This window comes from Aureimonas sp. D3 (genome assembly GCF_001463805.1).
Classification (GTDB): Bacteria; Pseudomonadota; Alphaproteobacteria; order Rhizobiales; family Rhizobiaceae; genus Aureimonas; species Aureimonas ureilytica_A.
The window spans coordinates 1-12653 of sequence record NZ_BBWM01000045.1; the positions used below are offsets into that span (position 1 = coordinate 1).

A 12653-nucleotide genomic window follows, 5' to 3' on the forward strand; every position below is an offset into this window, starting at 1 on the left:
GAGCCGCGCGGCGCGCGAGCGCCCGCCGCTCGATTGCAGAAGCTCGATCCCGTCCAATCGCAACGCTTCGCGCAGAGACGGGTCGAGAATGCCAGCACTCACGAACAGCTGGACATCGCCTGCACGTCTTGCCGGCCGCAGCGCCTCGCCGGCCTCGCGAAGCGGCAGGCTGGGGTCGTCCGCATCAAGGATCAGCGCGATCGTCGAGGGCGCCGCCTTGCGCCGGACGCGCAGAGCCGGAAGCGTCATGGCTGGTCGCGGGCGAAGATCGGCCACGACGCCGCGCGCGGCCAGATGCGCCGAGACGCTCGCCGCCAGCGTTTCGGCCTCGGCTCTGGGGGGCGGGATGGGACAGATAGCGGCGAAGCCCGGCACATGGAGAAATCGCCCGAGCCGATGCTGCCCCGCCTCGACCGGTGCCAGAAACAGGCGATGGAGATGCGCGACGCCGCGTGCGAGCGCGTCCATCGCCTCGTCCCGCCGCATCAGGAAGGCCGTCTCGAACAGCGATTGTTCGAGAGCGCGTTCATAGTCGAAGGCCGGCAGGGCCAAGGGCTGGAGCGTTCCGTCTTCGGCCTGAAGGAGAAGATCGCCATAGCAAAGGCTGGCCGCAGGATCGGCCTCCAGCGCGGCCTGCCAGCGGGACAGCGCGCCCGCCCGCAGCCGCGCGCCGGCCCGCAGCCAGAGAATGGCGTCGCAATCGGCCGCTTCCGTTTCCAAGAAGAGCCGCGCGGCGGCCGGGTCGAAGCCGCCACTGGCCTCGAAAGGCGCCAGAATCGCCATCGGCCCGCCGGGATGATCCCCCAGCGCGGCAAGACTCGCCTCACCATCCCCTGCCCCAACCACCAGCACGGCGACACGGCTGTTGCCGGGTTCGGACACCGGGACCAGCGGAAAGCGGCGGTCCCAATCCTCAAACTGGGAGAAGGGCACGTGATCGGGCAAAATCGCGTCGAACAACGCGCCGCGCGGCACATCCTGCTCGTATTCCGCACGCGCTTTCAGATCGGCCGCCAGCCCGTCCGGAAAGGCCAGAAGCGTCAGCGGCCCGACCGGCAACGGCCGGCCATCCGCCAGAAGCTCCACATCGCGCGGACGGCCATCGGCGAGCGAGCGCGGCAGGGTGAGGCGGAAGCCCGCGACGGGGCGCGCGGCGTTGCCAGCTGTCACCTTGCGCCAGCGATCGGCCACGGTGCGTGCAACCACCGCCCCATCCACCACGGCTTCGACATGGCGGGGCGCTGCGGAGGCGGAGCCGATGTCGAGCCAACCGCTCAACGTGAGACCGCCGTCCCATTGCGCACCGGCTGATGGCGCGCCGCTGGGGGCAAAGCCTGTCGCGGCGCGGAGGTCGATGGGCTCGCCCAGGGCGATGTCGAGATTGGCAAGGCGCAGTTCGGCGCGCCCGAGACCAGCCAATGCCCCGGCTTCGAGCACGAAGCGAAAGCCATGGCACCCATCGCCTAAACCCAGCGCCAGCGCCTCCCGGTCAAAAAGCTGCGCGCGCATGAGCTGCGCAGGGTATCCGTCGAGAAGAAGCTCCACGGCGAGCCGGCGCTCGGGATCGACGGGATCGATCACATAGCCTTCCAGAACCGTTTCGCTGCTGCGCACGAAACGCACCCGTAGCGATGTGTCGGCAGCAGACACACGTCCCGGCGCGTCGTCACGCCGGCGGCGGCGGGAGGCAATCAGCGAACCAATCGACGAGGGCGTTTGCGATGTCTCGGTCACGGGCGGTCGGGTCCATGAAGTGATGGGGCGCGGGCGCAAGACGGCGCGCGGCCGGATCGACAAAGGCGGCGGGAAGGCCGGTTTCCGCGCGCAGACGCTCGAACAGGGCGTGGCCGCCGGCGATGGGGGGAAGGGCGAGGGCAGAAAGGCCGAACTGGGCCGCGCGCAAGGTGATATCGGCCGCGCGCACGGGGCCGCTCGTGAAGACATTGCCGAGGCCGAACAAAGCATCCTCGTCCAGCGCCCGGCCAAGACCCAGGATCAAGCCCTCAGGTATTTCGGATCTGAAGGCTACCGAGAGCGCGCGCAGAAAGGTCTGTTCGCGCAAACCGGGCGTCGGCAGAAGGACGCCGAGCGTCGGGCGGGTGACCGGCCTCGGCTGGCGATCGCGCTCAATCTTGCCGGCAAGCTTCTGCGGCGCGATCCGCACGGTCTCGGACAGGAGGCGATGCGTCCCCTCGTCGGCCGTCTGAAGCCGTCGCCAGAAGGTGCGTTTGGCGGCCTGAAACGGCGCGACGAGTGCGGGCGCGCCGGGGCCCTCCAGCAGCCAGTCGATCGGCGCGCGCCGGACGGTCAGCGCTTCGAACAGGGGCTCAGGGGGTGGCGGGCCGACGAGATCGATCGAGGCCGGGCGCAGCGCGCCGAGATAGGCGCGCCATTCATCTTTATCCGTGAAGTCGAGCGATTGGGGCAGCGCCGTCGGATCGTCCGCGCGGAAGGCCAGATGCAACGCGCCGCCGCTCTGCCGCCACTCCAACGCGAGCCAGCGCGTCGAACGACGGGACAGGCGAAACAGATGCTCTTCTGCCGCCGGGTCGCCGCGCCCGAACACGACGAGCCGCCCGCCCGCCGGGGGCGCGAGCGCGGCCTCGAGGCGCGATCGAAACGGGCGCAGCGGATCGGCTGCGGCAAAGCCCTCCGCCTCGTCGCGGTGATGAGGGTGGCGCTTGGCGGCGAGACGGCGATTGCGGGAAACAAGAGCGGTACGGCTGTCGCTGAAGGAGCGCGAGCCGCCATGCGGGACGAAGAGGCCGGGGGCGGCAACGTTTCGGAACCCTTTGGCGCGCACGCGCAGGCACAGGTCCAGATCCTCGAAATAGCCGCGCCCATAGAGCGTCGAAAGCAGCCCGACCGCCGCCAGCGCGTCATGGCGCAGGAACAGGCAAAAGCCCGAACCGGCCGGCATGTCCACCGCCGCTCCCGTCTGGAGCGTGGCGGCGAGCGCGTCGATCCGCCGGGCCTCGTCGGGCGTCGGCAGCGGGGCCTTGTCCGCGCGCGATGGGAAACTCGCCAGCTCGCCTTGGTTGGAGAGAGGCGACACCGTGCCGATATCGGGCTCGCCATAGGCGATGTCGGCGAGGCGCGGGAGCGCGCCGGGCGGCAGCACGGCGTCGCTGTTGAGAAGCAGCACATCCTCGCCGGACAGGCTGGCGAGCCCTCGGTTCACGGCACCGGCAAAGCCGAGATTGGCCTCGTTGCGCAGGAGATCGATCAGGCCGCGCGCGGCCAGCGCGTCGAGAAGCAGCTTGAGGCGGCGGTTGGGCGAGGCGTCGTCCACCACGAGCACGCGCACGCTCTCGCCCTTGGCCGCCACCGCCGCGCGCAGGCAATCCTGCGTCGCCTCGAAATCCTCGAAAACGGGAACGAGAATGGTGATGGGACGCCGCTCGGGAACGAGGTCGGGCACACGACCCTCAACCGGCGAGATGGCAGCGCTCGAACGCGGCCAGAGTGCACCGGATGCCAGCGGCTCCGCCTCGCCGGGCAGTCCGAGCGTCCAGCGATGGACCTCACACGACAGGGCAAGGTCGATGAAGGCGCCCCGAGCACCGGGCGGAGCCAGCGGGAAATCCGGCTGCGCCGCCAACGTGCGTTCGCCCGACCCTTCCAGCGACAGCTCGACCGAGGCGGCATTGCCCGCCCAGACCAACCAGCCCGTCAGCCGCCGATCCATCACGTCGAGACGCGCCAGCGCGGGGCGGCCGGAGGCCAGGAGCCGCGCGACGCTCATGCGCAGGAGGTCATGCGCTTGGACGGTCTGGACGAGGAGATCGCAGGGATCCGGCATCTCGGCCCCGCCCGCGCTCAATTGCAGCGCGGCGCGCGCCACCACGGGATCACCGGGATCGCCCGCCAACGCCCGGCTGAGATCGGCCACCGCCTCGGTCTTCTCGCCCATGCGCCAGAGCGACAGGGCGCGCAGCGCGAGCGACGGGGCAGGCGGGGGGGATGACAGGCGACAGGCTCGATCCGCCAGGAGGAACGCGTCCTCAGGCCGGCCCGCCGCCAGAAGCCGCGTCGCGCCCAGCACCAGCGCGTCCTCATGGCCGGGCGTGCCCGCCAGAAGGGCGGGGCCCGATAGATCGAGGGGGGCCATGATGGAAGCAGGCTGCGACATGCCCGGCATTATGCCCGGCTTCTCTTTCCGAAGCCTGATGATGCGCGCTGGCATGTGCGCGCCGTTTTCGATCAGGCGACCTGAATTCTTCTACGCTTGCTCCTTTCCCACCGCACGCTTGGTTCGTTGTGATGGCGAGTTGGCCCTCGAAGACCCTACATCCACCAGTCAGCGTTCACGCTTTGCTTGCTCTGTTTCGTGCTTTGCCTTGCTTTGCGCGCCCGGCCGGCGGCATCCTGACCGACCAGAAGCCCCGGCGGAGCTGCGTCCATGAGCGAGAGAGACGACAACGAACCCGGTAGCTCCGGCCAGAACGGGGGCGCGGGCGCGGGCGCAGGGGCCGGTGCGGCTTCGGCTTCGGCCGCCGCCGGCGCGACGCTCGTTGCCGCAGGCTCCATGGCCACCACGGCTGGCATCGGTCTCACCGCCTCGTCCGGCCCGGCTTCGGCCGCGAGCGGCAAATCCTCAACCGGCTCGGGGTCCGACGGCGGCAAGGGCAACGGGACGAGCGACACATCCGGATCGCAGGATTCCCAGAGCGGGATCGATAGTTCCTCCGGCCATATGGGTCAGGCGGGCCCCGCCGCGCAGGCCGCCGGCGTCAAGGCCGCGGCCGCTTCCGCCAGCGCGGGATCTGGCGGCGCGCCTGCGGCCGGCGGAATGGTGGGGGGCGCGATGCGCTCCGGGGCGTCGTCATCGAGCCGATCCGAAGGGCGCTCGGAAGGCGGTGGTGGCGGCGAAGGCGCGGGAGCCTCTGGCGGTGACGCTGGAGCGGCCGCGGCTTCCTCGGCAGATGGCGGCAGCGGTTCGGGGGACGGCACATCGGGCGGCGGTGACGATGGTAAGTCGTCGTCCGGTAGCGCCAGCAGCGACGCGGCCAACCAGGCGGCGACGGATGCCACCAGTGGCAATTCCACCGATAGCGGTTCGGGTGCGTCGCAGACGTCGGCCAACGGGACATCCTCCAACGGCGACGCTTCGCCTGGCTCTTCCACATCGTCGGGCACCGCGGGCGGCGACAAATCCGGCATCGGCTCCAGCGGCAGCGGAGCCAATGCCGATCCGCTCGGCACTCCGACCTCGCCGGTCTGCTTCCGGCCGGGAACCCGGATCGCGACACCGCAAGGACCGCGCCTGATCGAGAGCCTTCAGCCCGGCGATCTCGTGCGGACGGTGGACGGCGCGAGCCTGCCCGTGCTCTGGATCGGCCGGCAAAGACTGCGTGCCGACGCGGGCGACTGGCTGAAGGTCCACCCCATCCGCATTCGCGCGGGCGCGCTTGGGCCTCATGGCCCGGAGCGCGATCTTTACGTCTCGCCCGACCATGCGCTGGCGCTGGACGGGCTCCTGATCCATGCGGGTGCCTTGGTGGATGGCCACGCGATCACGCGCCAGAGCGATCTGCCTATGCTGATCGATTATCTCCACATCGAGCTGGAGCGCCACGCGCTGGTTCTGGCCGAGGGCGCGCCGGCCGAGACCTTCGTGGACAATCCCGAGCGCCTCGGCTTCGACAATGCGCATGAGCGCGATGCGGCCCTTGCCGGTCGCCTGCCTGCCGCCGAGATGGACTGGCCGCGCGTCAAGGCCGCACGCCAGATTCCGATGGCTCTGCGCCGCCGCCTGTCGCTCTGGGCGGCCGCCCTCGAAGTCGAGGACAGGCCGCGTCAGGCGGCCTGAGGCGCTTTTGCGGGTGAGCGCGCGCGGCCGAACGCCGTACGGCTCCAATGCCGCTCGGTGGATTTATAGGCCGTCAGGCAATGGATCGCGGCAAAGCGCGACAGCGTGTGGCGGCTGACCACCCGGAGATCGGAGACCTCCGCAGGCCGGCTCGCCATAAGATGAGCGGCGGCGCGCGACAGAAGACCCGGCCCGGTGGACAGCCAGAGAATGTCCCCATCGCCCCGGTTCACCGCCCGGCAGGCGAGGTCCAGAGCCAGCGCGAGTAGCGGATGGCCTGGTACGGCGGCGATCCAATTGTTGCCGAGCGAACCCAGGTCTTCCTGATAGGCGACGAAACCGGCCGGCCCCGACAGGAGGGGGGCGATGGGACGCAGGCATCGATCGTCCGCGTCGACATAGATGCCGCCTTCGTCGAGGAGCAGCGCGAGGCGGAAGAGATCGGCCTTCATCGCGGGCTCGCGCGCACGGCGGAAGGCGGAGAGCGCGTCGGCGAAGCCATGGTCGCTTAAGAAGGCTTCGGCCTCGCCTCCGCTCCAGAGCCGATAGCGGAAGCTCTCGTTGATCGACCGCCAAGTGTCGCCATAGGCTTTCACGTCATCGGGCGGATCGCCGTCATCCCAGAACTGGTGCAATCGGCGCGGGATCGGGCCGGGTGCCTCGTCGCTCGCCAAGTCGCTCAGCATCGGATGCACGCCCTGCCGGCGCAGTTCGATCAGCCATTGCAGCGCCGCGATCGTGCTGTCGGGGTAAGCCAGAACCGAGGCGCGCAGGGCCTCCAAGCGAGCCTCGGGTTCGGCCAGGGCGCACGCGCTCCGAAGTTCGCCCAAGGCCTCGCCGTCCATGCGAAAATCGTCATGAAGCTGGCCGTAATGGCTTTGCGAGGCATTGGCCGACTTGCCCTTGAGGCGACTGCTGGCGGCTTCCAGCCGGGCAAGGTCTTTCAGATGATGCCCGGCGCGCTCGACATCGAGCCCCAGAAGCGCGGCATGGATCAGCCGGTTTCGCACCCAGCCATCGCCCGGCATGTGCCGGAGCGCCACCTCGCCTTCGCGCATGGCCGCATCGAAATCCCAGCGCGCGGTCTGGAGCATCGAGCGCACGAAAGCAAGGCGTCCGGCCTCGGTGCGCCCGCCCGCCGGCGGATCGGCAAGGCTGGCCTCCACCGCATCGAGAGCCCCCGCCTCAATGTGCGCGATGGTGCGCTGCTGCCAAAGGGCTGCATGGTGGGGATGCCGGCGTCGCCCCTCCTCCAGCGCGGCCTCGGCCTCTGCCAGGCGACCGGTTTGGCGCAGAAGATCGGCCTGCAGCGCGGCGCTTTCCGGGCGCGGCGCAAAGCGGCGATCGATCTCCGCAAGCTGCGCCAGCGCGCCGGGCAGATCGCCCAGAAGCGCCCGCGCGCGGACCGCGCCAAGCCAAGCGCCGAGCCGCGCGGGGTCGAGAGCGAGCGCTTGTTCGAACAAGCGGAGCGCGCCGGCCACATCGTCCGCGATCAAGGCCCGGCGCGCCTGGGCTTCCCGGAGGGCGGGATGATCGGGCGCAGCGAGAGCCAGCCGGGCGAGGGCGGCGTCGGCGCGGGCGTTCTCGCCGGCGCGCAACCAGTCGGCTTCGGCGTCCGCCAAGGCTTCCACCCGGTCGGGGAAATGATGCGCGACCGTCTCGAAGGCTTCGGCCGCGTCCCCCCAGCGTCCTTCGGCGCGCAGGATCAGCGCTTGCCCCATATCCGCCTCGGCGCGGCGCGGCGAGGTCGCGGGGACGCGGGCGAGCCAGTCGCGCGCCTGCGGAAAATCGCCCGTATCGCGGCATAGCGCGGCCGCCTCGATCTGCGCTTGACCCTCCAGAGGCTCGGCTTCGGCCGCCGCGCGCAGGAGATCATGCGCCTTGTCTGGCCGCCCCTCCGACCGCGCGATGGCGGCAAGGCCGATCAGCGCCCAGGAAAAGCCCGGCCGTCGCTCCAGCGCCTCGCGGTAGAGGGCGGCAGCTTTCGCGTGTTGCCCCTCCGCCCGCCGGTCGTCGCCCAGAAGCAGAAGCGTGCGCGGATGCGCGGGGTCGAGTCCCCGAGCGCGCTCCAGCAGCGCGCGGGCCGCCTCGGGGCCGTCGCGGCGCAGGCGCAGGCGATGAAGTTCCAGCAACGCCTCTACCGGGGGCGCGGCGTCCGCGCAGAGGGCTTCCAGTTGGCCGGTGGCCTCGCCGGCCTCGCCGCGTGCGCGCAGCGCCATGATCCATTCGAGCCGCAGAGGACAGTCATCGGGCGCGAGCGCCAGCGCCGCCTTCAAATGCGCATAGGCCATCTCACGGTCGCCCCGCTCGCGCGCGGCGCGGGCCAATGCGCGCAGGAGTGGAGCGCTGCCGGGATGGCGCGACATGAAACGGGCCAGAGCCGTTTCGGCCTCCTCCGGCTGCCCGGCGCGGCACAGGAGATCGGCGAGCGCGAGGGCCAGCGCCTCGTTGCCGGGAGACAAGGCGAGTGCCCGATCCAGACCATCGCGTGCCGCCGCCATGGCGGCCGGCGTCTTGGCAAGGCGGGCGCGTTCCAAGGCGGCCGGGGCGAAGCCGGGACGCTCGTGGGTCAAACGATCCAGCGTCGCTTCGGCCTTTCCGATCTCGCCCAGCATCGCGGCCTGGCGCGCCGCGTCGAGCGCGAACCAGGGATCAGCGGGTTGCAGAAGGCTCGCGGCCTGAAACGAGATGAGGGCCTCGTCGCCCGCTCCTTTTTCGCGCGCGATTTCGCCCAGCGCGCGCAGCGAATGCGCGAGCGGGGTCGCGCGCAGGAGATCGCGCAAGGCAGCCTCCGCCTCATCCATCCGGCCGAGAACGCGCAGGCTGGACGCCGCATCGTGCAGGTTCCAGAGGTCGCGCGGGTCGCGCCGGGCCGCCTCGCGAAAGGCGGCAAGCGCCGCTTCGTGATCGCCTTTGGCGCGATGCGTCAGCGCCAGCGTCCGGCAAGCGGGCGCGAAGGCGGGATGCTCGCGGGCCATGGCGGAGGCGAGAGCGTCGGCCTCCATCAACTCGCCCAGCGCCAGATATGTCAGCGCGATGTCGTTGCGGGTCCAGAGATCGGCGGGGCGCAAGTCAGCGGCGCGAGCGAACGCTTCCAGCGCTTCATGATGCCGCCCGGCCGCGCGTGCCGCGAGAGCTCTGGCTCGCAACTCGTCGAAGGTCGGGGCGGCGGTCTCGCTCATGGCTCTGTCGATGGGCTCTGCTGGGGGATCGAACCCCATCATGCCGCGCGAAAGGTTGAAACCTTCTGATCGAGCCGGCATCGGCAACGGGGACGGACGGAACGGCTTCACCCATCGAACTGCCGGCGTCAGCGTCGACGGCCGGCGGGAACCGCCGCGCTGGCGCGAGGGATGGAGCGCCGTCGATGTGACGCGTGGCCTGACAGAAGCGATGCCGCCGCAGGATGGACGAGGGCGGACGGAACGGCTTGGCGAAATCTTGGAGACACGAAGATCAGTTCAAATATTCGTGACGTTATACACCGTGTCGGAGAAGCGGAGCTGTTCGACATGCGAGACGGTCGCCGTGTAGCCATCGGAGAAGGAGACGACGGTCGAGTGATCGCCCTCCGTGATATGAGCGTCCGAGAAATGGCGGTCCTGAAAGTTCACCACATCGTTGCCGGCCCCGCCGTCCAGCGTGTCGTGCCCGACGCCGTAATGGACGATCTGGAAATAGTCCGAGCCGTCGCCGCCCATCACGCTGTCGCCGACACCATAGGCCATCAGGTAGTCGTCGCCCGCCCCGCCCGAGAGCGTCGCGTGGCCGCCGGTGGAGCCGATGATCGAATCATTGCCGTCTCCGCCCACGGCATAGCCGCCCGGTGCGTCATGCAGCATGATCGTGTCGTCGCCCGCGCCGCCCAGAATGGTGGAGTGTTCGCCGTAACTGTCGACCCGCATCGCGTGCTGCGACCCCGAACCGTCCACCGTATCGAAGGCCCCATGGGCGCTGATCGTGTCGCCATTGGCGTAGACCATCGTGTGGTCGCCATGGACTTCGATCGAGGCATGGCCGCCGTAGAGCGTATCGGCCTCGCCGGTGGAGCGGATCGTGTCGCCCCCGCCGCCCGCGTGAATCTCGGTATGGCCATGCGCCCCGCCTTGGAGATAGGAGCCGTCCGTGCCGGACCAGAGCGTGTCCATGCCATCGCCGCCCAGAAGCGTGTCATGGCCCGCGCCGCCATAGAGCGCGTGATTGCCGCCCGCGCTTCCGCCCGACAGGCTGTCATCGCCCGCCCCGCCGTAGATCGTGGCGTCGCTCGAGCCGGCCGTGATCGTGTCCGCCCCGTCCGCGCCGAACACCGTGTCGTTGCCAAGGCCCGTCAGATGCACGGAGCCGCTGTCCGACAGGATGACGGACACGCCATGTCCGCCGTCGTCCACCGCGACGTCATGCGTGGGCGCGGACGTGACGATGATGGCCGCGTCGCCCGGATCGGCCGTGACGCTGTCCGTTCCGGTCGCCTGGATCGCGACGTCATGCGTCCCCGACAGGCCGAGGCCGGACAGAACGTGGTCGATGTGATCGAGCGCTCCCTGCGACAGAGAGTGGAGAGCGTCCGATTCGGAGCTGCTATATATCTCGGCCATGGGGTGCGCTTCGGAGAACCGTCAGCTGAGCCTTTCGTTCTAGAGGAAGCGGGCGGGCATTAGGCCGCGCCGATTTCGGGCGTGTCGCGTCGGAACACGCGCAGCCGGTTGCCCGGCCGGTTGTCCTGTTGGCCGAGCAGGCCGGTGGCGCGCGCGTCCTGCGAGCCGAGCGCCATGTCCAGCTTGAGGCCGACCAGCGGATCGAGCGGTGTGGGGCCGGTGAATTCGACCTCGCGGCCGGAGCGCGACACGGGCGAGCCGCCGAGAAACAGAGCTTCGCCGCGCAAGACGAGATCGGCGGGGGCGGCGTCGGTCAGGCGCAGGCGCAGGCCGATCAGCGGCAGCGCCTTGCCGCGCGAGCCCGCATAGGTGCCGGCCGCGATCCAGTTCGACCAGCCGCCCGTGCGCCCGCCGGTCGCCACCTGATATTCGACCGGGCAATCGGCGCCGACGCCGCGAATTTCGAGGCCTTCGACGCGGCCGGGCAATGCGGGCCCGCACAGCCACTCGCCGCGCGGGGCCGACAGATCGCCCCGCAGCGAAACATGGGCGCGGATCAGAAATTCCGTCGCGCCACTGGCCAGCGGCGCGCGCTGACGTCCGGCCGGAGCGGCGACGGACAGGCGAGGGGCCTCGATTCGCGTCAGCTCCAGCGCGGCCTGAAGGCTGCCATTCTCCTCGCCGGCGCGAATGGTGAGATGCAGGGTTCCGTCCTGTTCGGCCAGAACCACGAGCCCCTTGCCGGGCTCGGCCAGAACACCGAACTCCTCGCCGGGAGCGGATACGAGAAACAGACCTTCCGAAGCGGCTTCCACGCAGGCAACCGGGGGAACCGACAGGCCCAGCGCATAGGCGGGGTCGAAGCGATACACGAGCGAATGCAGCCCGCGCGTCACCTTCACAACTGCCTTGCGCTCCCGTTCGCTCATCTCCGCCGCCTCTTACGTCTGTGATCCTGAAAGGACCTGATCACGGTTACAATGGAGGCGATAAAATAACTGCACCTTTCCAGCGAGACCTTTCATAAAAACAGTCTCAACAAAGCCTTGTATTGCAATTCGTTATTGTTAAAATTCTCTAATATCTACGAATTATTGACTGTAAGCGTGCGGCCGATGCTCGGCAGGGCCGTCAGTCGCGTAGGTGCCGCCTGCCGCCCTCGGGACTGTACCGCCGATGTCGGCCTGTAACTTGAGTTTGCAATCCGACATCGTGATCTGCGGTAATGTATACGGAAGCGTAAGAACCTTGGAGTAATTTGAGGCATTATCGACAGGCGAGACATGGCTGAGATGATCAGGGGCAGTATAGAATCCGTTACCGGTGATACCATCCAAGGGTGGATCTTCTCCGAAGACGGTCGTATTCGCGACCGCACCATTCTCGCCTTCCGGGACGATGTTTGTATCGGTGCCGGAAAAGTGAACATGTTCCGCGCCGATCTGGCCGATGCCGGCATCGGCGACGGTCATCTTGGGTTCAGCTTTCCGATCTCCGTCGCGCCGGGTACGGAAGGCTCGGTCTTCATCAAGCTGGAAGGCAGCGACGCGGTTCTGCTCCAGGCCGGGGCGTCGATCGCCACGCCGGATCAGGTCGACACCCGTCTCGACCGCGCCGAGGTGCGCAAGCGTCTCGCCGGACTGAAATGGGCGCTCAAGCACGGGCGTCTGCCGCAGTCGGATTTCGACTTCCTGCGCATTCTCTGGTCCTTCGGGGCCTATGAGCGCGGCCTCGCGCGCCGGGTGCCGGGCGAGGAAACGCTGGTGGTGGACAAGCCGCTCGCCGTCGCCACGCAGCTCATGGAAAGCTATCTCGGCCTCGACGCCCAACTCGAAGAGGTCCAGCTCACAACCGGCGAGGCGCTTCAGGCGGAACTGCGCCGTCTCGCCGCCCACTCCGACGCCGTGCCGCTTCTGGCACTCTATTCCACCGATCGCGCGCGGTTGCGCGTGATGGAGGGCACGCATGTGTCGGCAGCCCCCGGCGAAACCGCGCCGCAGGGCACCATGGCCGATTACGCGCTGACCCATGAAAACCTCGTGGTGATCGACATTCGCGCCTCGGCCGAACTCGTGGTGCCCCCCGGCGGCCGCGTGCTGGCGATCTCGGCTGCGCCGGCGATCTCGTGACGTCTTGAAGCGGAACGGACGAGCATTCTCTCGCTCGTTCCGCCACGACGGCCTGTCCGTCTCATACGCCCCGTGAAAGCCGACCGGGCTTTCGCACGAAAATGCTCTAGTCCGCCG

General features: G+C 69.2%; 7 protein-coding genes and 1 pseudogene. 2 read left to right on the top strand and 6 right to left on the bottom strand.

The features are described from left to right. Both AUL36_RS12975 and AUL36_RS12980 read right to left on the bottom strand, forming a co-directional pair. Nucleotides 1–1614: pseudogene (locus AUL36_RS12975) on the bottom strand (hypothetical protein); the annotation flags it as partial. Nucleotides 1615–1666: 52 nt separating this feature from the next. Continuing rightward, complete coding sequence (locus tag AUL36_RS12980) at nt 1667–4132, bottom strand: glycosyltransferase family 2 protein (RefSeq protein ID WP_156418376.1); 2466 nt, start codon at nt 4130–4132, stop codon at nt 1667–1669. Nucleotides 4133–4402: 270 nt separating this feature from the next. Between AUL36_RS12980 and AUL36_RS12985 the strand changes: the two genes are divergently transcribed. Then, nucleotides 4403–5812 carry a Hint domain-containing protein gene (locus AUL36_RS12985; RefSeq protein WP_062221449.1) on the top strand — a complete coding sequence of 470 codons (1410 nt, stop codon included), beginning with the start codon at nt 4403–4405 and terminating at the stop codon, nt 5810–5812. Here the strand turns inward: AUL36_RS12985 and AUL36_RS12990 are convergent. From AUL36_RS12990 to AUL36_RS23815, 4 genes are all read right to left on the bottom strand, one after another. Next, nucleotides 5800–8994, bottom strand: a complete 3195-nt coding sequence (locus AUL36_RS12990; RefSeq protein ID WP_062221451.1) for a tetratricopeptide repeat protein — start codon at nt 8992–8994, stop codon at nt 5800–5802. The two genes, AUL36_RS12985 and AUL36_RS12990, sit on opposite strands and share 13 nt — an antisense overlap. A gap of 279 nt (nt 8995–9273) precedes the next feature. Continuing rightward, complete coding sequence (locus AUL36_RS12995; RefSeq protein WP_062221453.1) at nt 9274–10407, bottom strand: calcium-binding protein; 1134 nt, start codon at nt 10405–10407, stop codon at nt 9274–9276. Nucleotides 10408–10466: 59 nt separating this feature from the next. Beyond that, nucleotides 10467–11336 (bottom strand): hypothetical protein, encoded by an 870-nt coding sequence (locus AUL36_RS13000; protein ID WP_062221456.1) that lies wholly within the window; start codon nt 11334–11336, stop codon nt 10467–10469. 162 nt (nt 11337–11498) lie between these two features. Further along, complete coding sequence (locus tag AUL36_RS23815; protein WP_156418377.1) at nt 11499–11879, bottom strand: hypothetical protein; 381 nt, start codon at nt 11877–11879, stop codon at nt 11499–11501. Between AUL36_RS23815 and AUL36_RS13005 the strand changes: the two genes are divergently transcribed. Further along, the gene (locus tag AUL36_RS13005; RefSeq protein ID WP_062221457.1) at nt 11835–12536 is read left to right on the top strand and encodes a hypothetical protein; all 702 of its coding nucleotides are present in this window, start codon (nt 11835–11837) and stop codon (nt 12534–12536) included. The genes AUL36_RS23815 and AUL36_RS13005 overlap by 45 nt on opposite strands. The last annotated feature ends 117 nt before the right edge of the window (nt 12537–12653 follow it).